The sequence below is a fragment of the Streptacidiphilus rugosus AM-16 genome, from assembly GCF_000744655.1.
GTDB lineage: Bacteria > Actinomycetota > Actinomycetes > Streptomycetales > Streptomycetaceae > Streptacidiphilus > Streptacidiphilus rugosus.
Map to the genome: position 1 here is coordinate 41322 of NZ_JQMJ01000003.1, position 19440 is coordinate 60761.

Below are 19440 nucleotides of genomic sequence, written 5' to 3' on the forward strand. Positions count from 1 at the left end.
CTGACGGGGGCCCTGCCCCGGGGCGGCCCGGAGAGACCACCGACTAGCATGCTCGCGTGACAGCGGGTGAGCAGCGGGGACGGCGTCGGGATCTCGACGTCCTGGGCGTGATCGCGCTCGGCGGCGGGATCGGCAGTATCGCCCGCTACGGGCTGGCCAAAGGCATCCCCACGCCCGCGGGGGGCTTCCCCTGGGCCACCTTCCTCACCAACGTGGTGGGCTGCGCGGTGCTGGGCGGACTCATGTACCTGGTCCTGGACATCTGGCCGCCCTCCCGCTACCGGCGGCCCTTCTTCGGCGTCGGCGTCTGCGGTGGCTTCACCACCTTCTCCACGGCCATGCTGGAGTCACGCGGCCTGCTCGCCTCCGGCCACGGCGCCACGGCCGGGGCGTACCTGCTCGCCAGCGTCGTGAGCGGTCTGGCGGCGGTCTGGGCGGGCGCGGGCGCGGTCCAGCTGGTCGCGAAGGGACGGAAGCCATGAACGGTCCCGCTCTGCGGATGACGGTCTACCTGCGCGAGAGCGCGCAGTGGCAGCACCGGCCGGTCTACACCGAGATCGTCCACCGCGCGCACGCGGCGGGCCTGGCGGGCGCGGGCGTCTTCCGCGGCTTCGAGGGCTTCGGCCGCAGTCGTCGTGTCCACACGACGCGGCTGCTGGACCTGGCGGAGGACCTGCCGATGGCCGTGGTCCTGGTCGACGAGGAGCCGAAGATCCGCGCCTTCGTCCCGCTGGTGCGGGAGGTCGTGGGCGAGGGGAACGGACTGATCACGCTCGATCCTGTGGAGGTCGTGACCTGATGGCGGTCCTGCTGGTCTTCCTCGGCGGCATGCTGGGAGCTCCGCTGAGGTATCTGACGGACCGGGCGGTGCAGGCACGGCACGACAGCGTCTTCCCGTGGGGGACGTTCGTGGTGAACGTGGTGGGCTCGTTCGTCCTCGGCGGCCTGGCCGCGGGCGCGGCGAGACACGGGTGGCCGCAGGAGGTGAGCCTGTTCGTCGGCACGGGCGTCTGCGGGGGGCTGACGACGTTCTCCACCTTCGGGTACGAAACCGTCCGCCTGATCGGAACCCGCTCGCTGACCGAGGCCGGCCTCAACGTCCTCGGCTCCCTCGCGACCGGCCTCGCGGCGTCGGCGGCGGGCTTCGCGCTGGTCACGACGCTCTAGCTGCAGGGGCGTGGGGAACTGCGCGGGCGACCAACGGCGTGCGGACGGCCCTGCGCGACGAGGACCGCCCGCATGTCGGTGGCTTGTCGCGCAGTTCCCCACGCCCCTGGGGGTTGCCGCTAGCCCTTGCGCCTTTTCTGGAGGAGGACGGGCAGGAAGGACAGGGCCACGACCACCGCGACCAGCGGCAGCAGGTAGTTGTCGACGCCGGGGACCGCCGCGCCGAGCCAGAAGCCGAGAAGGATCAAGCTCTGGGACCAGAGCACCCCGCCCACCACCTGCCAGACGGTGAAGGTCTTCACGGGGACCTCCAGGACCCCGGCCACCGGGCCGACGACCGTGCGGACCAGCGGGACGAACTTGCTGATGACGATCGCCTTCCGCTGCCCGTAGCGGTTCAGCAGATCCTCACCCCTGGCCACGACCGACTTCAGCTTCGCGCTGCGCGAGCGCGCCAGCATCGCGCGGCCGCCGCGGCGGCCGATGTAGTAGCCGACCTGGGCGCCGAGGCAGGTGCCGACCGCCGCGCCGAGCATGACCTGCCAGAGCGAAAGGCTCGTCCCGCCGTGCGCCGCGCCCGTCGCGCAGAGGACCCCCGCGGGGAACAGCAGGGTGTCGCCCGGCAGGAAGAAGCCCACGATCAGCAGGCCGGACTCGGCGAAGGTCACGACCAGCACGGCGAGCGCGCCGAACGCGGACAGCAGCGAGGACCCGTTCATCGGGTTCACCGCCGCGAGCAGGTTGGTCAACACTTCTGCACCGTAGCCCGACAAAGGGGGCGATACATCAGCCCACGGTCCCGATCCGGCGGCCGACCTCATCCTCGGGAAGGAGTTCCTTCCCCTGGCCCGCCTCCGGGCTTGGATGCGGCCCCGGGGGTGCCTCCTCCCCCGGGGCCGCTGTCGTCCCGATCCGCCTGGATACCGGCGGGATCAGGAGCTGCGTCGGCGCACGGCGATCCGCGACGCCGGCCCGACGCCGATCAGGGGCGGTCCCGTTCCGCCGTCGGGGTTGTCCACAGGGGTTGTGGACAACCCTGCTCCCGGCCGCGCCGGGCCGGCGCTCGGCCGGTGCCGTCGCAGGGCCCGCCGGTGGGACGGCGGGCAGCCGGTCCCGTGACGTTCCGCATCCCCCGCGGGCGGCGGTCGGGGCGGCTGGGGCTCCGCTCCGTGGTGACATCAACTCGACTCCGAACGGCCCCATCTGACATCTCGCCACCCTCTCCCCGTCCGAGCCGTGGGCTCGGACCGCCCGGCGTCCGCCGAAGCGGTCCCGCAGCCGCAGAGAAGCCCGCGGCCACGGGCGGCGCCGGGATGTCCCCAGGTGCCGCTCCACCGCCGCGACCTGTGGATCACGATGCCTCAGCGGAAACGGACAGACCTGTGCAACACGCGCAATCCTCCGAAAATCTTCAAAGCTGATCGGGTGCCTCGATCCCGAGAAGGCCCATCCCCAGCTCCAGGGTCCGCGCGCTCAGGGAGCACAGCAGCAGCCGGTTGGCCCGCACACCGGCGTCCTCGGCCTTGAGCACCGGACACTCCTCCCAGAAGGTCGCGAACGCGGAGGCGAGGGCGTACAGGTAGGCGCAGAGCCGGTGCGGCTCGCAGGTGTCCGCGACCGCCGCCACCGCCGCACCGAACTCGTCCAGCAGCAGCGCCAGCGTCCGCTCCGCGGGAGCCAGCGGCAGGTCGAGCGCGGGCGCCGGGGCCGCCGCACCCGGCTCGGCGCCCGCCTTCCGCAGCACCGAGCGCATCCGGGCGTGGGCGTACTGCAGGTAGGTCGCCGTGTCGCCGTTGAGCGAGACCATCCGGTCCAGGTCGAAGACGTAGTCCTTCACCCGGTTGTTGGACAGGTCCGCGTACTTCAGCGCGCCGATGCCGACCTGCCGCGCCCGCCGCGCCAGCTCCTGTTCGGGCAGGTCCGGGTTCTTCGACGCGACGATCTCCCGCGCCCTGGCCGTGGCCTCGTCCATCACGTCCTGCAGCCGCACGGTGTCCCCGGCCCGGGTACGGAAAGGCCGCCCGTCGGCGCCGAGGATGGTGCCGAAGGGGAGGTGCCGCGCCTCCACCGTGTCCGGCAGCCAGCCGGCCCGCCGCGCGGTGTCGAAGACCATCCGGAAGTGCAGGCCCTGCCGCGCGTCCACGAGGTAGAGCAGCCGCCGGGCCGCGAGCCCGCCGACCCGGTCCCTGATCGCCGCCAGGTCGGTGGCGGCGTAGCCGTAGCCGCCGTCGCCCTTCCGGACCATGAGCGGCGCCGTTCCCTCGGGCCGGTCCTCGGGGAACACGCAGAGGGCGCCGTTCGACTCCTCCGCCAGACCGCTCTCCTCCAGCTCCGCGCAGATCCGCGGCAGCATCGGGTTGTAGTGGCTCTCCCCCACCGCGTCCGCCGCTTCCAGCAGCACGCCGAGCTCGGCGTAGACCTGCTGGAAGTGCTCGGTCGACACGGCGACCAGCCGCTGCCACGCGGCGACGGTCTCCTGGTCCCCCGCCTGGAGGGCGACGACCCGGAGCCGGGCCCGTTCGGCGAAGGCAGGGTCCGCGTCGAACCGGGCCCGCGCCCGCTGGTACCGGTCCGAGAGCACGGCGATCTCCGCGATGCCGTCCTCGCCCCCTTCGCCTTGCCCGTGCTCGGGCTCGGGCCGCTCGACGAGGTCCTGGATGAGCATGCCGAAGCCGGTGCCCCAGTCCCCGACGTGGTTCCGCCGGACGACGCCCTCGCCGAGGAAGGCGAGCACCCGTACCAGGGCGTCGCCGATCGCCGTCGACCGGAGATGGCCGATGTGCATCTCCTTGGCGATGTTGGGCGAGCTGTAGTCGACCACGGTGACGCCCGGCGCCGCGACCCGCCCGACCCCGAGCCGGGGATCGGCGGCCCGGGCCGCGACGTTGGCGAGGACGGCCCGGTCGCCGACGGTGATGTTGAGGAAACCGGGGCCCGAGGCCCGGCAGTCGCTGACGAGGCCGTCCGCCGGCAGGGCCGCCGCGATCTCGGATGCCAGCGCGGCGGGGTTCAGCCCCCGGCCCTTGGCGAGCGCGAGGACGCCGTTGGCCTGGAAGTCGGCCCGGTCGCTCCGCCGGAGCTGGGGCGCCGCCCCCGCCATCGCCGCCGTCAGGCGTCGCTCGACCGCCGCCGCGAGGGACTCGACGGAGGGAGCGACGACGGATGCGGGGGCGATGATGTCCATGCCGCATTGTCCTGACCGCGGCGGCGCGGTCGCATCCCATTTTCGCGGGTCAGCGGCGTGGCCGGACCACCGCCGTGAAGACCGCCTCGGCGCAGAGCGTCCCGTGCGCGTCGGTGATCCTGACGGGGACCTCCAGCTCGATCCGCTCGCCCGCCAGCGCCGCCCGCCGGCAGGCGGCGTGGCGGGCCGGTTCCACCCGGGCCGAGGCGGCGAAGGGCCCGGCGGCGGCCTTCGCACGGGCGGTGTAGCTGATCCTGCCGTCCCTGGCGACCACGTAGAGCCGGTCGAAGACGTCCATCAGACCGTTCACCGCCGCGCCCATCCCGGCGAACTCGGCCAGGGTGAACAGCACCGGCCCGGCGACGTCGCCGTTGTGGTTGAGGTGACGCGGCTCGGGGGCCAGGGTGAGCTCGCGCGACCCGGGCGGGGAGTCCTTGCGGTCGACGCCCATGAACTGCGTCAGGCCGAGCTCCCGCATGTCCGCCGCCTCGGTCATGAGTCTCCCCCTGCGCGCCCGAGTGAATAGAACCAGTTCTACTTCCTCCCCGGTCTGTCTAGCCCGCCCGTCCACAGAGTGCAAGAGCCGCGACGCCCCCGCACACTGAACCCATGGACGAACTCACGCTCGTCGGCCAGTCCCAGCTGGAGCAGGCCCGGCAGTCGCCGCACGGCCGGGCGGCGCGCCTGCTGCTGCACCAGAACATGCTGCGGCAGTCCTTGATCGCGCTGACCCAGGGCTCCGTGCTGGGCGAGCACGAGTCGCCGCACGCCGCCAGCCTGCTGGTCCTGGCCGGGCAGGTGCAGGTCAGCACCGAGTCGGGCGGGATGGTGGCCCTGGGCGCCGGCGAGCTCGCGGAGGTGCCGCAGGAGCGCCACGACCTGATGGCGCTCAGCGACGCCGTGGTCCTGCTGACCACCGTCACCGGGATCTGACGGTCCCTCTGCCGGGCCCGGACCACCCGTCATCCCAAGGCGCGCCGCAGGAAGTCGAGCTGGTGCAGGATCAGGTTCTCGGCCGCGGACTCGTCCGTCACCCGGTGCGCGGCGCCGCTCAGCAGCAGCGTCTCGTGCGGGCGGCCCGCCGTGAGCAGGGCGCTGGAGAGACGCAGCGTGCCGGCGGGGAAGACGTTGTCGTCGCCCAGGCCGTGCATCAGCAGCAGCGGGCGACGCAGGTTCGGCGCGTCCCTCAGCAGGTCACAGGCCTCGTAGGCCTCGGGGTTGGTGTCCGGGTGGCCCAGGAAGCGCTCCCGCCAGTGGGCGTCGTAGAGCCGCTGGTCGGTGAGCCCGGCTCCGGCGGCCGCCGCATGGAAGACGTCGGGCCTGCGCAGCACCGCCGCCTCGGCCAGCGAGCCGCTGTAGGACCAGCCCCGCATCGCGACCCGGTCCAGGTCCATCCCGTACTCGGGGTGCTCCGCGGCGACCGCGTGCAGGGCGTCGACCTGGTCGTCCAACGCGGGACCGAGAACGTCGCCGTGGACCTCCCGCTCCCAGCGCGGCCCGCGGCCGGGAGTTCCCCGGCCGTCGACGACCAGCACCACGAAGCCCTGCTCGGCGAACCACTGGGACAGGTGGGCGGCCCAGCCCCGGTCCGCCTTCACCCGCTGCATGGCCGGTCCGGCGTAGGGGTCCAGCAGCACCGGCAGCCGCTCGCCCGGTGCGTGCCAGGACGGCAGGTGGACGGCGACGCAGAGGCGGCGTTCGCCGACCCTGAGCAGGGTCCGGTGGAGCGGGAGCGCGGGCGTCTCGGCGCGGCTCGGCACCTCGTCCGAGCGGACCAGCGTGCCGCCGCCCAGCACGCCGCGGTGGACGCCCGGCTCGTGCGTCAGCTGCCGGGGCCCGGCCGCGGCGCTCCAGCGCCACAGGTGGGTGGAGCAGGGATCCGCCTCGGGGACGGCGGTGAACAGCACGTCGTCGCCGTCGACGCCGAGCACCTCGCTCAGGTTCTGCCCCGGCGGCGTCACCGCCTCGCCGTCGACGGCGAGGTGACGGGTGTCGCCGGCGTCCAGGTGCGTCAGCAGCGCGCCGGAGGCGGTCCTGGCCGGGAGGCCGGGGACGAGCTGGACCCAGGCCGCGTCGCGCTGCTCGCGCAGCAGCGCGGTCGACCCGTTGCCGGGGTCGACGCCGAGGATCCTGACCGTCCGCTGGTCGCGGCTCTGGACGGCGGCGAAGGGGCCGTGCGCGTCCCACCCAGCCGCCGTCAGGTACTCGAACGCCGCACGGTCCCAGGCGACGTCGACCCTGCCCTCCCCGGCCACGGGGACCACGTGCAGGCTGACGTCCGCGTTGGCGGTGCCCACCGCCGGATAGCGCACCGCGCGGGGGCGGACGGCGGGGTTCGCCGGGTCCGCGACGTACCAGACCGCGACGCGGGCCAGGTCGACCCTGGTCACCAGCAGCCGCTCCCCGTCCGGGGCCCACCAGTGGCCCGCGTAGCGGCCCATGGACTCCGACGCGACGTGCTCGGCGACGCCGTAGGAGACCTCGGCGCCGTCGTCCGCGCCGGGCTCCGCCACCGCGTGGTCGCCGCTCCCGTCGACGTCGACGACGCGCAGCGCGCGACCGCTCAGATAGGCGATCCACCGCCCGGTCGGGTCCGGCACGGGCTCGGCGACGGGCCCGGCGACGGGCAGCCGCCGCGGCGCCGCGGCGGCGTCGGTTCCGACCACCCACAGGTCCCCTGCCAGGGCGAAGGCGGCCAACCGCCCGCTCTCGTCGGTCGCGTACGCGTCGATACCGCCCGATGCGCCGAGCGCGCCGGGGTCGGCGACCAGCCGCTCGGTGCCGTCGGCGAGATCCCTGGCCCACAGACAGGCGGCGTGGTCGGTGCCGTGGCGACCGCGCAGGAAAAGCACGGTCTTTCCGTCGGCGGTGACGCTCAACTGCCCGGGTTCACCGAGACTGAACCGGCGGGTCCGGGCGAGCTGACGCGGTACGGACGGGATGGAGTCGTCGGACGGCATCGAGGGGGAGAGGGGGAGGGAGGGCATGACGGCAGCCTGACACACCCTCACCTCCCCCGGCCCGGCCATATTTCGGCCCCCGGGCTTCCCCTCCCGGGCAGGGACCGTGACCCGGCCCCTCCCGGCAGCTCTGGGCCCCGCCGGGTTCTCCCTCCCCGGCGCCCGGCCGTGCAGACGGTCCCCTGCCAGGCATCCCGAGTCGCCGGCCGGGCTTCCCCTCCCGGCACGGGCCATGAATCCCGCAGCCGCGGAAGTCTCCGGGCGGGCGGGAGTGGACCGGCCCTGCGACATCGCCCGGGGACGTCGCAGGGCTGGGCGGTGCGGTTACTTCTGGGTGGGGTCGTTGGCCGCGTCGGAGTCCGCCGCGTCGGCGGCCGACTGGGCGGCGTCGACCTTGGCCTGTTCCTGCTGCAGCGACTCCGTCGCACCGGCCGTCGGCGTCGAGGAGGCGGCCGGGACGGACCCGGCGGCACCGCTGCCGCCGGCGCCGCCGCCGCAGGCGGTGACGCCCAGCAGGGCGGTCGCGGCCAGTACTCCGGCGGCGAGCCGCCTCGTCATGCGATGGGCGCGCATGGTCAGCCGGCTCCCTTGCCGTTGTCGTTCGCCGCGCACCAGGTCTTCACGTTCTGCAGGTCGGTCTGCCGCTGGGTGATCGTGCCGACCATCGCCTTGCGGGTGTTGAGCCGGTCCTGCAGGTAGGTGGCGACGGCGGTGTGCCCGAGCTTGTTGGCGTCGTCGACGCGCTGCTGCAGGCGCGCGATCGATCCGCGGGTGTCGGCGCCCGCGTGCAGCCGGTCCAGCGCGCGCTCCAGGCGGCGCTCCAGCTTGGGCACGCGCACGCAGAGCGCGTGGGCGCCGTCGCCCTTGGGGGCGTGCGCGGCCGGGCTCGCCGCGCCGCCGTTCGCGGCGTACGCGGGACCGGCGGCCAGCAGGCTGCCGGCGAGGGCGAGCCCGGCGACCGCGATGCGGACTCGCTTCGGCTTGATCGGGGACATGGTGTTCTCCATCCGTGCTCCGTGGACGGACGGGCCACCTGGCGGCCCGTCCGCTCGGGGAGCGTAGGAAGCCACTTTGTGGAATCTCTGTGGTCGGCCACAGGGACTCGCGTCGCGCTTGCCGCAACTCCTACGAAACCGTACTATCCATAATCGTGAAGTCCGATACCGAAGAATCGCCGCTGCTGGCGCTCCAGCGCGCCACGCACGCGACGCTGCACCTGCTCGCCACCGAGCTGGTCGACCTCGACCTCACCCCGTCCGAGATCAACGCCCTGGCCAACCTCGCCGACGGCGGGGGGCGGACCGTCTCCCAGCTAGGCGCGGCCGCCGGGGTCCGGCCGACCACGCTGACCGGCGTCCTGGACCGCCTCGAACGCCGCGGCCACATCACCCGCGCGACCCGGGCCGGCGACCGCCGTTCCGTCCTGATCGAGCTGACGCCTTCCGGGCGCGCCACCGCGGACACCATCACGCAGACGGTCGCCGAGCTGGAGCGTCGCGCGCTCACGGGCCTGCCGCCCGAGGCCGTCGCCGGCTTCCACGCCGTGCTGCGCGCGCTGACGGAGGCCTCACGATGACGACGACCTTCTCCGCACTCCTGGCCGAGGTCCTGGCCGCGCCGGGCGCGGACCGCTTCGGCCACCGCCAGCACGTCCAGCTCACCTGGCTCGCGGTGGACCGCCTCGGGCCCGCCGCCGCACTGGAACTCGTCGACGCGGGCATCCGCGAGGCCGCGCGGGCGGGCGGAGCGCCAGGGAAGTACCACGCGACAATGACCCGCGCCTGGCTCGAACTCGTCGCCCACCACGCGGCGGCGACGCGCGGTGAGGACTTCGAGGACTTCCTGCGGGCCGCGCCCGAGCTGCTCGACAAGGGCCTGCTGAACCGCTTCTACTCCGCCGAACTGCTCGGCAGCCCCGCCGCCCGGGCCTCCTGGGTGGCGCCGGACCTCGCCCCGCTGCCCTGAGCGCGGCGGTGGGTCACTCCGGGTCGGGCGGGTAGCTCATCGGCTCGGCGACCGGGCCGGGGAACCGCCAACGGGTCATCGACTCCGCGAACGCGCCCTCGAACCAGCCGCAGACACGGCTCGGCGTCACCGCGAAGACCGGCGAGCCGCCGACCTCGATCGCGGCCGGCTCTCCGGTGCGCGGCAGCACGTACTTGGCGGTGTAGGCGGCGTCCACCTCGGCCGGGCGGCCTGCGGCGGGGACGGCCTCTGCGACCCCCTGGAGCGCGACGAGCTCGGCCGCGCTCTCCAGATGGACGGCCACCCTGGGGTTCGCGGCGAGATTCCGCGCCTTCACCGTGCCCGCACCGGTGCTGAACCAGAGTCGGTCGCCGACCCAGACGCCCCACACCGGCATCGCGTGCGGCCGGCCCGACGTCGAGGCGGTGGCGATCCAGTAGGTGCGCGCGGACACCAGACGCGTCCGCACCTCGGGCCAGCTGATCACGATGCGCTCACTCATGGCGTCGAGTCTGCCCCGGCCGCCCGGGCTTGCCAGCGGGGGCCCGCCGGTGATAGCCAGTCATACCGAAATGCGATCATCCGCTTGATCGCCGCCGATCCCCGCCGACGACCCTTCCGACCTGCCGAGGCCCCCGTGTCGAACCGCCGCCGTCCCAAGCGCCGCCCCTACCTCCCTCTGGTCGCCGCGGCCGCGGTGCTGGTCATCGGCGGCGGGGCCTTCGCGCTGTCCCAGCAGGGCGGGAACGGGGCGAGCCCGACCGGCTCGGCCGCCGCGCCGGCCGGCGACGCCATGGCCGCGGGCGGCGGGACGCCGAGCACCGGGCCCGCACCGAGCGGCTCGGCCTCGGCCTCCGCCTCGGCCTCCGCGTCCGCCTCCGCTTCCACGTCGGCGAAGGCCTCCGGCAAGGCGAGCCCCGGCGCGAGCAGCAGCGGCGCGGCCGCCGCGACGCACGGCACCACGACCACCGCCGGCGGCTCCGCCGGCCTGCCCGCGACCCGCGTCTTCACCGGGCTCGCCTTCGACACCTGCACCGCCCCTGGGCTCTCCACCATGAACGCCTGGCGCGCCGCCTCGCCCTACGGCGCGGCCGCCGTCTACATCGGCGGGGCGAACCGCGGCTGCGCCCAGCCGCAGCTCACCGCCTCCTGGGTGGCCCAGGTCCACGCCTCGGGCTGGCAGCTGATCCCGCTCTACGTCGGCGCCCAGCCGCCGTGCCAGACCTCCGGCAACCCCGAGCGCATCTCCGCGTCCAACGCGTCCTCCCTGGGTGCGGGCGACGGCGCGGACGCGGCGCACCACGCCGCCGCCCTCGGCATGGTCCGCGGTAGCGCGCTCTACCTGGACATGGAGCAGTACGACACGACCAACGCCTCCTGCGTGCAGGCCGTGCAGACCTACGTCCAGGCGTGGGACCGGGCCGCGCACGCGGCCGGCTACTGGGCGGGCTTCTACGGCTTCAGCAAGTCCAGCGCCGGCGCGATCGCCTCCGCGAAGGCGGCCGGGGCGGCCGACCTTCCCGACGCCTTCTGGTACGCCCGCTACGACGGGAACGCCGACACCACGACCGGCTTCCCCTGGTCGGGCTCGCTGTGGAGCGGCCACCGCCGGGGCCACCAGTACGCCGTCAACCTGCACGAGACCTACGGCGGCGCCTCGCTGACCGTCGACCACGACGCCTGGGACGCCCCGGTCGCGGTCGTCGGCTGACGCGCTCCACGGGGGCATGCGTTTCTCTGCCCAACCGGTCATATAATCCAGACCGGTCAGGCAGAAACGGCAGAGGCTCAGCGGGGTCCGGCCACGCCGACCAGATAGGCCGCGTATTCGTCCAGCGCCGCGGCGGCCTGCGCGTCGTCGCGGTCGATGAGCCAGTTCAGGGTCAGCCCGTCCATCAGGCTGAGCCCGTAGCGGGCCAGGACCGGCACCGGGACGGTCCAGGAGATGCCCGCGAGGCCCGCGATGGCCTCCAGGTACGCGCGGTAGACCGCGAGGTAGTGCTGGTACTGGCGGCGCGCCACCTCGGTCAGGCCGGGCTGGCGCAGCGCGTACTGGGTGAGCTCGTAGGTGACCATCTGCTCCGCGGGCCGCGCCCGCACCTGCTCCCAGTAGCCGTGCAGGGTGGCCCGGATGATCTCCTCCGGGCCGGCCTCGGCCTGGTCCGGTTCCGCCGTCGTCGGCGGCAGCGCGCGCTCGGTGATGCTCTCGATGACGCTCTGGAGCAGCTCTTCCTTCGAACGGAAGCAGTAGTGGAACACCCCGAGCGGAACGCCGGCCTCCGCCGCGATCGCCCTGGTCGTCGCCTTGGCCACGCCGTCGCGGACCATCACCCTGATCGCCGCGTCGACCAACTGCTCGCGGCGCTCGTCGGCTGACAGGCGGGTCATGGGGCGCTCCGTCGGTTCGGCCGGTGGTTCACGTGTGCGGGTCCGCAGGAGGCCAAGCTATCTCGTCGCCCGGCCAAGTCAAGCCTCTTGGACTCTTGACTTGGACAGTTGACCAGGTTCAACCTTCCGTGGAGTTGTCGATCCCGAGGAGAGGTTCCGGGCATGAGCGGCGTGTGGCGCAACTGGGCAGGGAACGAGGAGGCCTCCCCGGTACGCGTGCTGCGTCTGGCGGACGGGCAGGAGGTCGCGTCCGCGGTGCGGAACGCGGTCCGCGACGGGCTGCGGGTCAAGGCCGTCGGGGCGGGCCACTCGTTCAGTCCGACCGCCGTCGCCCCCGACGTGCAGCTCCGGATGGACCGGATGGACGCGCTGCGCTCGGTCGACCGGGAGACCGGCCTGGTCACGGTCGACGCCGGCATGCCGCTGTGGAAGCTGAACCCGCTGCTCGCCGAGCACGGCCTCGCCCTGGAGAACATGGGCGACATCGACCGGCAGACCGTCTCCGGTGCGATCTCCACCGGCACGCACGGCAGCGGCGTCCGCTTCGGCGGCATCGCGACCCAGGTCCGGGCGCTGGAACTGGTGCTCGCCGACGGCTCGCTGGTCCACTGCTCGCCCGACGAGCGGCCCGAGCTGTTCGCCGCCGCCCGCGTGGGCCTGGGCGCGCTCGGCATCCTCACCGCGGTCACGCTGCAGTGCGTGCCCGCCTTCGCCCTGCACGCCAGGGACGTCGCCATGCCGGTCGCCGAGGTGTTCGGCCGGGTGCGGGAGTTCGCGGACGAGAACGACCACTTCGAGTTCTTCTGGTTCCCGCACAGCGAGACCGCACTGACGCGGCGCTTCCGCCGGCTGCCGGCCGACACGACCGAGCTGAGGCCGATCGGCGCGGTCACCCGCAAGGTGGACGAGATCGTGAGCGGCCTCGGCTTCGAGGCGCTCAACCGCGTCGGCACCCGCATCCCGGCGCTCGTCCCGCCGATCGCCCGCTTCGCGGCGAAGGCGATGTCCGCACGCGAGTGGACCGACCTGTCCTTCCGTGTCTTCGCCTCGCCGCGCGACGTCCGGTTCCATGAAGGCGAGTTCGCCATTCCGCGGGAGCACGCCGTGGACGCCCTCAGGGAGATCAGGCGCTGGATCGACGCCCAGGGCGAGCGGGTCTCCTTCCCGCTGGAGGTGCGCTTCACCGGCGCCGACGACATCTGGCTGTCCACCGCCGAGGGCCGCGAGAGCTGCTACATCGCCTTCCACCAGTACCACCGGATGCCCTACCGGCGGTACTTCGACGCCTGCGAGAGCATCCTCGGCTCCTTCGGCGGCCGCCCGCACTGGGGCAAGATGCACAACCTGGACGCCGCGCGACTGCGGCCGCGCTACCGGCACTTCGACGCCTTCGTGGGCGTGCGCGACGCGGTGGACCCGACCGGAGTCTTCGCCAATCCGTATCTGGACCGGGTGTTGGGCCCCGCGAAGGGCTGACCGACGGGCGGTCGGCGGCGGGGACGGGTACGGACGGTCCGCTAACGTGGCGGCAGGGCACTGTGCCGCGTCGGAGATTCGGGTGGGTCGACGCGCGGATTGGAGTGCCCTGTGTCCGTCGATCCCTCGCTCGATCCCGCCCTCGACCCGGCCACCCGCGCGGCGCGCCGGGACGCGTCCGCCGGGTCCACCGTTCCCCTGCCTCCGGACGCGGGCGGCGCGCCGCGGGCGGGCCTGCGCGGCGTGCTGGACGTCGCGGGGGCCGGACTGCCCGTGGTCTCCTTCCTCGCCCGGCTCCCCGTCGCGCTCTGCCCGACCGGAACGCTGCTGCTCAGCACCGCGCGCAGCGGCATCGGCACGGCCGGCCTGGTCGCCGGGGCGCTCTGGCTCGGCCAGGCGGTCGGCGGCCCGGCCATCGGCCGGATCGCCGACCGCACCGGGCAGCGGCGCATCGTGCTCGCCACCGCCCCGTTCACCGCGGTGCTGCTGGGCGGCCTCGCCGGCCTCGCCCTGCACCGCGGTCCGCTGGCCGCCCAGATCCTCACCGCGCTGGTCGCCGGGCTGACTCTGCCGCAGGTGGGGCCGCTGTCCCGGAGTCGCTGGATCGCCCTCGTCGAGCGGCTGCCCCAGGGTCGGGGCGCCGAAGGACTGGTGGGGCGCGCGCTGTCGCTCGACGCCGTGCTCGACGAGGTCAGCTTCGTCGCCGGGCCCGCGCTGGCCGGGCTGCTCGCCTTCGCCGTCAGCCCGGCCGCCGGTCTGCTGCTGGCCGCGGCGCTGATCGCGGTCTTCGGCTGCTGGTTCGCGCTGCACCCGAGCGCGAGCGCGCTGACCACGAGGCGCGCCGCCGGGCCGGCTCCCGACGCCGGTCCCGCCGTCCGGCCCCGCGTCCTGACGCCCGTGTTCGCCGGACTGCTCGTCCTGATGCTGCTGCAGGGCGCCGTCTTCGGCGCGACCAACGCCGGGGTGAACGCCATGGCGGCCGGTGACGCGGGCGCCGCCGGACCGGTCTGGGCCGTGATGGGCGTGACCAGCGCGGCCGCCGGACTGCTCATCGGCTCGCGGTTCGCCGGACTGAGCCTGCTGAAGCGGCTTCAGGGCGCCCTGCTGCTCCAGGCCCTGGTGTCGCTGCCGCTGCTGACCGGGATCGGGCTCGGCGGCGTCGCGCTCACCCTCGCGGCGATGGGCCTGGCCGTCGCACCCAGCCTGATCAGCGTCTTCGGGCTGGCGGAGCGGAGCGCCGCGCAGGAGCGGATGGGCGAGACCATGGCGCTGCTGAGCAGCGCGCTCATCGTCGGCCAGGGCCTCGGCGCACCGCTCGCCGGCCGACTGGCCGCCGCGCAGGGCGCGACCGTGGCCTTCCGCATCAGCTGCGGCGCGGCCGTCCTCGCGATCGTGACGGCGCTGCTGCTCGGGCGGCTCGCCCGGCGCGGGCCGGACGGCGATCAGCGCTGACGGCCGGGCCCCGCACCTGACAGGCTGGGGAGCGACCAGAACCCTCCCCAGCCGAGGAGCCGTCCGGATGGCGACGACGTCCCCTGCCAGCCCCCTCTTCCCCGCCCTGCTCACCGCGGGGCAACGGCCCGCCCTGCGGTTCGGGGAGCGGTCGCTCGACTACGGCGAGCTGTGCGCGGCCGCCACGGCGACGGCCTCGCGGCTCGCAGGGGCGGACCGGGTCGCGCTGTGGGCGACGCCCACCCTGGAGACGGCGGTCGGCGTGGTCGCCGCCCTGCTGGCCGGGGTGCCGGTCGTGCCGGTCAACCCGGGCAGCGGGGCCCGCGAGCTGACGCACATCGTCAGCGACAGCGCACCCGCCCTGGTCCTCGCGGCGGCCGACGCGGAGCTCCCCGAAGCGCTGGGCGACCTCCCCCGGGTCGCCCCGGACGCCACGGCGGAGGCCCTGCCGGTCCACGCGATCCCGCTGCCGGAGGAGCCGGACGAAGAGACAGCCGCGCTCGTCGTCTACACCTCCGGCACCACGGGGCCGCCCAAGGGCGTCGTGCTCTCACGGCGGGCGGTCCGCGCCACCCTCGACGCCCTCGCCGAGGCCTGGGACTGGACCGGGGAGGACGTGCTGGTCCACGGGCTGCCGCTGTTCCACGTGCACGGGCTGGTCCTCGGCGTCCTCGGTCCGCTGCGCCTGGGCGGCAGCCTCCGGCATCTCGGCCGCTTCGACGTCGGCGGCGTGCGGGCCGCGCTCGGCGACGACGCGACGATGCTCTTCGGCGTGCCGACCATGTACCACCGGATCGCCGAAGCGCTCCCCGCGGACCCGGAGTTGGCGAAGGCGCTGGCAGGGGCCCGGCTGCTGGTCTCCGGCTCGGCGGCGCTGTCCCGCAGGGACCACGAGGCCATCACCGCGGCGACCGGCCGCACGGTCGTCGAACGGTACGGGATGACCGAGACGCTGATGAACACGAGCGTCCGTCCCGGCCACCCGCAGCGGCCGGGCAGCGTCGGCACCCCGCTGCCCGGCGTGGAGCTGCGCCTGGTCGACGAGGAGGGGCGGCCCTTCGCCGCGCCCGATCCGGAGACCGTCGGCGAGATCCAGGTCCGCGGGCCGAACCTGTTCACCGAGTACCTGGGCCGTCCCGAGGCCACCGCCGCCGCCTTCGACCAGGGCTGGTTCCGCACCGGGGACATGGCGACCGTGGACGCGGAGGGCGCGGTGCGGATCGTGGGCCGCAAGTCGACCGATCTGATCAAGAGCGGCGGATACAAGATCGGCGCGGGCGAGATCGAGAACGTCCTGCTCGAACACCTCGCCGTCGCGGACGCGGCCGTCACCGGCGAGCCGGACCCCGATCTCGGCGAGCGGATCGTCGCCTGGATCGTCCCCGCCGACCCGGCCGCGCCCCCGAGTCTCGAACAGCTCGCCGACCATGTGGCACGGCATCTGGCTCCGCACAAGCGGCCGCGCGCGCTGCACCTGCTGGCGGCCCTGCCGCGCAACGACATGGGAAAGGTGACCAAGCGGGCCCTGCGGGGCTGAGCGGGGGACCCGCGCCCGCGGACGAAGATCACGTCGATGCTCGGACTCCCGTTCGTTTTTCCGCGCTGGCGTGTCCGCGTGCACAGCCGCTCGCATGACCGGAAGCTGAAACCATGAGCGACAGCACCCCCGCCCCGCGCGGGCACGGCTCCGAGCACCACGCGCACGTCGTCGTCGTGCACCACCCGGTCGATGCCACCCCGCCGTTCCGCCGGGTGGACATCCTCGGCACCGAGGTCGGCAAGGCGCACAGCTTCCGCGACGTGGTGGAGTTCTGCCGCCGCGCGGGTCTGGACGAGAGCGACCTCGAATCCCAGGACCTGATCGAGTGGATCGGCGGCGGCCCCGACATCTGGGAGTGACGGGCCCGCCGGAGGCCCCGGCCGCTCGGGACGGCCGGGGTCCGCACCGCCTGCCCGCCGGGCGGAGCGGAGCCGAACTGCGCCGCCGGCCGCTGCGCCGGTCAGACCGACGGGCCGGCGGTCCCGCCCGGAGCCGCGGAGCCGGTGAGGTAGCGGGCCGTCGCCTCGGGGGAGCCGAGCCAGCGGGAGAAGTCGGTCGGGTCCTCGTAGGTGCCGGCGAGGCGGGCCGCGACCTCGGGGCGGGCGGCGGCCTCGGCGAAGGCCCAGCCGATGTGGTCCGGCAGCGGGCCGAGCATCGCCGCGGTGAAGTCCACGGTGTGCCGGGCCTGCTCCCAGTACGCGGCGAAGACGCCCCGCATCCACGCCTCGTCGAAGGGACCGTCCCCGTGTTCGGTCACCGCCGCGGCATGGAGCGCGGCGCAGCGGGTCGCGTTGTTGGCCCCCTGGGCGGTGATCGGGTCGTTGAGGACCAGCGTGTCGGCCATACCGAGGACGGGCCCGCCGTCCGGCGTCGGCCGCGCCACGGGGTGGCGCACGATCGGGGTGACCGCGCCGAAGAGGGTGGCCCCGGCGTCCGTGGGTTCGGCGTCGGAGAGCGCCTCGTACTCCCAGGGGAGATGCCACCGGATCAGGTCGAGCGAGCGGGCCAGCGCCGTGGCGGGGTCCGGGCCGTCGCCGAAGACGTCGAGCGGGCCCCCGGGAACGGCCTCCCAGAGCAGGATCACGCAGGGCCCGGAGAGGGTCAGCGCGGGCTGGAGCACGAGTTCGCCCGCCCCGGCGACGATGTGGATCCTGGCCGGGTCCCCTGCCGTGGAGGGCAGGTCGGCCGGGGTGCCCACGCCGTTCAGGTACAGGCAGGCGAGGGTGCGCTGCGGCGCGTCGAACCGGCTGCGCGCGTCGTCCCGCGCGAAGACGGAGCCGAGCGCGCCGCGTCCGGCCGCGACCACCGTCAGCTCGTGCCGCGCGGCGAGCGCGGCCAGCCCGTCCGGCTCCAGGCGGCGGTACTCGACCCGGCCGCCGCGCTCCTCGAAGAGCTCCAACCACGCGGCGGTCTTCACCCGCTGGTCCACCGAGTGGGCCGCCGCCGCGGGCTGGGCGTCGATCGTCAGCACCGGCTTGGCGTCGACCCCGACCACCGTGTGCAGGGCCCGGGTGTCGGGGGCCACCCCGTCCCACAGGGCGAGTCCCGCGGCCCGCTCGATGGCCCGGGCCGGTCCGAACATGGCCTGGGACGAGGTGATCCGACCCGCCCGGATCTGCTCCGGGGTGCGCTCGGCCACGACCGTCACCCGGTGCCCGTCCGCCTGCAGCGCCAGCGCCAGGTGCAGCCCCGACTGGCCCGCCCCGACGACCGCGATCTCCCGCATCCCCATCCCCCGCGCCTTTCGAAAGCTCCGGCCGTGACCGTGACGGCTCGTCACTCCCCCATCCTCGGTGGCCCTCCGGCCCGCCACAAGGCGGCCTCGACCGGTCGTCTTCCGTGCGCTCAGGCGTCCTTGAGCGCCTCGGCGTCCCGCAGGAAGCCGCGGACCTTCTCCCTGGCCTGCTCGGAGACATGCTTGCCGTGGGTGAACGCGGCGATCTGGTAATCGAGTTCGCCGAGCACGTGGGCCGTCTGCCGGTTCAGCCTGATGTCCTGGCAGAAGGCCTTGACCGACCACTTCATCCGGCGGATGTTCCAGATCGAGTCACCGGTGATCAGCACCCCCGTCGTCTCGGCCAGCAGGGCGACGTGACCGGGGCTGTGGCCGGGCGTGTGGACCACGCGGAGCCCGCCCGCGATCGGCAGCACGTCGCCGTCCTTGAACTCCTCGCCGATGATCACCGGCGGGAAGGCCGGCTTCTTCGCGTCCTGCTTGGAGACCATCCGGCCGAGGAAGGTGCTCTGGTCGCGCGGCGGCGCCTTGCCCTCCCGCGCGAAGGGCGCGTCGATCTCGTGGATCGACACCCCGGCGCCCGACTGCTCGGCGATCCTGGCCGCGCCGCCGGCGTGGTCGCCGTGGGCGTGGGTGAGCACGATCCGGGTGATGTCGGAGAGACCCTTCCCCGCCAACGCCAGTCCGGCCTCGATGCGGCCGCCGGAGCTGGCCATGCCGGTGTCGACCAGGGTCACCTGGCCGTCGTCGTCCAGCAGGACGAAGGCGTTGACGAAGTCGAACGGCCCGGCGGGGATTCGCCAGACATTGGGTGCCAGCTGGTAGGCGGCGGGCTTTGCCACGATGACTCCTCGCGGATCGGCGTCTGTGTCGGTCGGGCGCAGGGGACCGGCGAACTCCCTCGGCGGACAGGAGTGTTTCCGATCGCCGCAGCAACCGCAAAGGGATTCCCCCGCCCGCCCAACGGTCCTCCGCGTACCGTCAACTCCCTTACGGCCCTTCAGGCAACGCCCCGGAGACCGGAAGAACGCCGCCGCGGCCACCGCCCCGGGCCACCCCCTGTGACGAAGGCCCCCGACGCCGGGTCCGGCGTCGGGGGCCTTCGCTGCCGCATGGCCCGGCCGTCCCGCTACGGGGCCGGCATCTCGATGTCGGCGACCGCGATGGCGATGCCCAGCGCCTGCGCGATGTGCCCGGCGGCGGCCATCACCCGGGCGGTGCCGATCACCGGGGCGACGGCGACCAGGACGTCCTGCACCTGCTCGGGGGTCAGGCCGGCCTCGGCCGCCGGACCGAAGTGGGCGAGGTACGAGATCGCCGGCGCGTCCATCGCGGCGAGCGCCGCGATGCGGGTGAGGATCAGCGTCTTCTCGTCCAGGCCGCAGCGGTCGAGCGAGTCGACCGTCATCGCGGCGAGGGTGTCGAGGACGGGGGTTTCGGATGATGCCGTGGTCATGCGTGCCTCCGTGAGTGCTCGGCAGACCGCACGAACCCCTGGGGCGCTGCTGTCCCAGCCGGGCGGCGGCTTGCCCCTTCGAAGCTAGGTGCATTCCGGGTGGACCGCATGCCGGGA

The 19440-nt window shown here is 74.2% G+C and carries 22 protein-coding genes; 11 read left to right on the forward strand and 11 right to left on the reverse strand.

Going from position 1 to position 19440, the window contains the following annotated elements; translation table 11 throughout:
- The first annotated feature begins 56 nt into the window (after positions 1-56).
- The 3 genes from BS83_RS03530 to crcB are packed head-to-tail and all read left to right on the forward strand — an operon-like array spanning position 57 to position 1167.
- Entirely contained in the window at positions 57-482 is a 426-nt protein-coding gene (locus BS83_RS03530; RefSeq protein ID WP_084713118.1) for a fluoride efflux transporter FluC, read from the forward strand.
- Entirely contained in the window at positions 479-799 is a 321-nt protein-coding gene (locus tag BS83_RS03535; RefSeq protein ID WP_037600876.1) for a DUF190 domain-containing protein, read from the forward strand. The genes BS83_RS03530 and BS83_RS03535 overlap by 4 nt, the downstream gene beginning before the upstream one ends.
- Entirely contained in the window at positions 799-1167 is a 369-nt protein-coding gene (gene crcB / locus BS83_RS03540; RefSeq protein ID WP_037600878.1) for a fluoride efflux transporter CrcB, read from the forward strand. The genes BS83_RS03535 and crcB overlap by 1 nt, the downstream gene beginning before the upstream one ends.
- 119 nt (positions 1168-1286) lie before the next feature.
- On the opposite strand, the gene BS83_RS03545 is transcribed toward crcB, so the two are convergent.
- The 3 genes from BS83_RS03545 to BS83_RS03555 all read right to left on the reverse strand — a co-directional run bounded on the left by BS83_RS03545 (position 1287) and on the right by BS83_RS03555 (position 4847).
- Complete coding sequence (locus BS83_RS03545) at positions 1287-1919, reverse strand: DedA family protein (RefSeq protein ID WP_408640960.1); 633 nt, start codon at positions 1917-1919, stop codon at positions 1287-1289.
- A gap of 659 nt (positions 1920-2578) precedes the next feature.
- On the reverse strand, positions 2579-4351 hold the full coding sequence (argS, locus tag BS83_RS03550; protein WP_051942568.1) for an arginine--tRNA ligase: 1773 nt from the start codon (positions 4349-4351) through the stop codon (positions 2579-2581).
- Positions 4352-4400: 49 nt separating this feature from the next.
- Positions 4401-4847, reverse strand: coding sequence for a PaaI family thioesterase (locus BS83_RS03555; RefSeq protein ID WP_037600880.1), 447 nt, complete (start codon positions 4845-4847; stop codon positions 4401-4403).
- A 113-nt stretch (positions 4848-4960) separates the two neighbouring features.
- Between BS83_RS03555 and BS83_RS03560 the strand changes: the two genes are divergently transcribed.
- Positions 4961-5284, forward strand: a complete 324-nt coding sequence (locus tag BS83_RS03560) for a cupin domain-containing protein (RefSeq protein WP_037600882.1) — start codon at positions 4961-4963, stop codon at positions 5282-5284.
- A 29-nt stretch (positions 5285-5313) separates the two neighbouring features.
- On the opposite strand, the gene BS83_RS03565 is transcribed toward BS83_RS03560, so the two are convergent.
- The 3 genes from BS83_RS03565 to BS83_RS03575 all read right to left on the reverse strand — a co-directional run bounded on the left by BS83_RS03565 (position 5314) and on the right by BS83_RS03575 (position 8318).
- Positions 5314-7338 carry a prolyl oligopeptidase family serine peptidase gene (locus BS83_RS03565; protein ID WP_037600885.1) on the reverse strand — a complete coding sequence of 675 codons (2025 nt, stop codon included), beginning with the start codon at positions 7336-7338 and terminating at the stop codon, positions 5314-5316.
- A gap of 297 nt (positions 7339-7635) precedes the next feature.
- Positions 7636-7884: a hypothetical protein gene (locus tag BS83_RS03570; RefSeq protein WP_037600888.1), complete on the reverse strand. Its 249-nt coding sequence runs from the start codon at positions 7882-7884 to the stop codon at positions 7636-7638.
- A gap of 2 nt (positions 7885-7886) precedes the next feature.
- Positions 7887-8318 (reverse strand): hypothetical protein, encoded by a 432-nt coding sequence (locus tag BS83_RS03575; RefSeq protein WP_232248035.1) that lies wholly within the window; start codon positions 8316-8318, stop codon positions 7887-7889.
- 143 nt (positions 8319-8461) lie between these two features.
- On the opposite strand from BS83_RS03575, the gene BS83_RS03580 reads away from it, so the two are divergent.
- Positions 8462-8887, forward strand: coding sequence for a MarR family winged helix-turn-helix transcriptional regulator (locus tag BS83_RS03580; RefSeq protein WP_037600891.1), 426 nt, complete (start codon positions 8462-8464; stop codon positions 8885-8887).
- On the forward strand, positions 8884-9276 hold the full coding sequence (locus BS83_RS03585) for a hypothetical protein (protein ID WP_037600894.1): 393 nt from the start codon (positions 8884-8886) through the stop codon (positions 9274-9276). Before BS83_RS03580 ends, BS83_RS03585 begins: the two co-directional genes overlap by 4 nt.
- A 13-nt stretch (positions 9277-9289) precedes the next feature.
- Here the strand turns inward: BS83_RS03585 and BS83_RS41340 are convergent, their stop codons facing one another.
- Positions 9290-9778: a pyridoxamine 5'-phosphate oxidase family protein gene (locus BS83_RS41340; protein ID WP_084713120.1), complete on the reverse strand. Its 489-nt coding sequence runs from the start codon at positions 9776-9778 to the stop codon at positions 9290-9292.
- A 135-nt stretch (positions 9779-9913) separates the two neighbouring features.
- On the opposite strand from BS83_RS41340, the gene BS83_RS03595 reads away from it, so the two are divergent.
- Positions 9914-10987 carry a glycoside hydrolase domain-containing protein gene (locus tag BS83_RS03595; protein WP_232248036.1) on the forward strand — a complete coding sequence of 358 codons (1074 nt, stop codon included), beginning with the start codon at positions 9914-9916 and terminating at the stop codon, positions 10985-10987.
- Positions 10988-11064: 77 nt separating this feature from the next.
- Here the strand turns inward: BS83_RS03595 and BS83_RS03600 are convergent, their stop codons facing one another.
- On the reverse strand, positions 11065-11664 hold the full coding sequence (locus BS83_RS03600) for a TetR/AcrR family transcriptional regulator (RefSeq protein WP_037600897.1): 600 nt from the start codon (positions 11662-11664) through the stop codon (positions 11065-11067).
- 162 nt (positions 11665-11826) lie between these two features.
- On the opposite strand from BS83_RS03600, the gene BS83_RS03605 reads away from it, so the two are divergent.
- From BS83_RS03605 to BS83_RS03620, 4 genes are all read left to right on the forward strand, one after another.
- Complete coding sequence (locus BS83_RS03605) at positions 11827-13140, forward strand: D-arabinono-1,4-lactone oxidase (RefSeq protein WP_037600901.1); 1314 nt, start codon at positions 11827-11829, stop codon at positions 13138-13140.
- 111 nt (positions 13141-13251) lie between these two features.
- Positions 13252-14592, forward strand: coding sequence for an MFS transporter (locus BS83_RS03610; RefSeq protein WP_051942570.1), 1341 nt, complete (start codon positions 13252-13254; stop codon positions 14590-14592).
- 67 nt (positions 14593-14659) lie between these two features.
- On the forward strand, positions 14660-16129 hold the full coding sequence (locus tag BS83_RS03615; protein WP_037600904.1) for an acyl-CoA synthetase: 1470 nt from the start codon (positions 14660-14662) through the stop codon (positions 16127-16129).
- Between the two features lie 113 nt (positions 16130-16242).
- A complete protein-coding gene (locus BS83_RS03620; RefSeq protein WP_232248037.1) occupies positions 16243-16491 on the forward strand; it encodes a hypothetical protein in 249 nt (82 codons plus the stop codon).
- A 101-nt stretch (positions 16492-16592) separates the two neighbouring features.
- Here BS83_RS03620 and BS83_RS03625 read toward each other — a convergent pair whose 3' ends face one another.
- The 3 genes from BS83_RS03625 to BS83_RS03635 all read right to left on the reverse strand — a co-directional run bounded on the left by BS83_RS03625 (position 16593) and on the right by BS83_RS03635 (position 19323).
- Positions 16593-17864: a styrene monooxygenase/indole monooxygenase family protein gene (locus BS83_RS03625; protein ID WP_198035137.1), complete on the reverse strand. Its 1272-nt coding sequence runs from the start codon at positions 17862-17864 to the stop codon at positions 16593-16595.
- Positions 17865-17977: 113 nt separating this feature from the next.
- Positions 17978-18709, reverse strand: coding sequence for an MBL fold metallo-hydrolase (locus tag BS83_RS03630; protein ID WP_037600907.1), 732 nt, complete (start codon positions 18707-18709; stop codon positions 17978-17980).
- A 287-nt stretch (positions 18710-18996) separates the two neighbouring features.
- Positions 18997-19323 carry a carboxymuconolactone decarboxylase family protein gene (locus tag BS83_RS03635; RefSeq protein WP_037600910.1) on the reverse strand — a complete coding sequence of 109 codons (327 nt, stop codon included), beginning with the start codon at positions 19321-19323 and terminating at the stop codon, positions 18997-18999.
- Positions 19324-19440 lie beyond the last annotated feature (117 nt).

What these genes read in the sequence shown, in the direction of transcription:
- BS83_RS03565 (WP_037600885.1), bottom strand. Translation starts at nt 7,338, where the DNA reads ATGCCCTCCCTCCCCCTCTCCCCCTCGATGCCGTCCGACGACTCCATC.
- BS83_RS41340 (WP_084713120.1), bottom strand. Translation starts at nt 9,778, where the DNA reads ATGAGTGAGCGCATCGTGATCAGCTGGCCCGAGGTGCGGACGCGTCTG.
- BS83_RS03620 (WP_232248037.1), top strand. Translation starts at nt 16,243, where the DNA reads ATGAGCGACAGCACCCCCGCCCCGCGCGGGCACGGCTCCGAGCACCAC.
- BS83_RS03575 (WP_232248035.1), bottom strand. Translation starts at nt 8,318, where the DNA reads ATGGAGAACACCATGTCCCCGATCAAGCCGAAGCGAGTCCGCATCGCG.
- BS83_RS03625 (WP_198035137.1), bottom strand. Translation starts at nt 17,864, where the DNA reads ATGGGGATGCGGGAGATCGCGGTCGTCGGGGCGGGCCAGTCGGGGCTG.
- BS83_RS03535 (WP_037600876.1), top strand. Translation starts at nt 479, where the DNA reads ATGAACGGTCCCGCTCTGCGGATGACGGTCTACCTGCGCGAGAGCGCG.
- BS83_RS03555 (WP_037600880.1), bottom strand. Translation starts at nt 4,847, where the DNA reads ATGACCGAGGCGGCGGACATGCGGGAGCTCGGCCTGACGCAGTTCATG.
- BS83_RS03635 (WP_037600910.1), bottom strand. Translation starts at nt 19,323, where the DNA reads ATGACCACGGCATCATCCGAAACCCCCGTCCTCGACACCCTCGCCGCG.
- argS (WP_051942568.1), bottom strand. Translation starts at nt 4,351, where the DNA reads ATGGACATCATCGCCCCCGCATCCGTCGTCGCTCCCTCCGTCGAGTCC.
- BS83_RS03605 (WP_037600901.1), top strand. Translation starts at nt 11,827, where the DNA reads ATGAGCGGCGTGTGGCGCAACTGGGCAGGGAACGAGGAGGCCTCCCCG.
- BS83_RS03615 (WP_037600904.1), top strand. Translation starts at nt 14,660, where the DNA reads ATGGCGACGACGTCCCCTGCCAGCCCCCTCTTCCCCGCCCTGCTCACC.
- BS83_RS03600 (WP_037600897.1), bottom strand. Translation starts at nt 11,664, where the DNA reads ATGACCCGCCTGTCAGCCGACGAGCGCCGCGAGCAGTTGGTCGACGCG.
- BS83_RS03570 (WP_037600888.1), bottom strand. Translation starts at nt 7,884, where the DNA reads ATGCGCGCCCATCGCATGACGAGGCGGCTCGCCGCCGGAGTACTGGCC.
- crcB (WP_037600878.1), top strand. Translation starts at nt 799, where the DNA reads ATGGCGGTCCTGCTGGTCTTCCTCGGCGGCATGCTGGGAGCTCCGCTG.
- BS83_RS03560 (WP_037600882.1), top strand. Translation starts at nt 4,961, where the DNA reads ATGGACGAACTCACGCTCGTCGGCCAGTCCCAGCTGGAGCAGGCCCGG.
- BS83_RS03585 (WP_037600894.1), top strand. Translation starts at nt 8,884, where the DNA reads ATGACGACGACCTTCTCCGCACTCCTGGCCGAGGTCCTGGCCGCGCCG.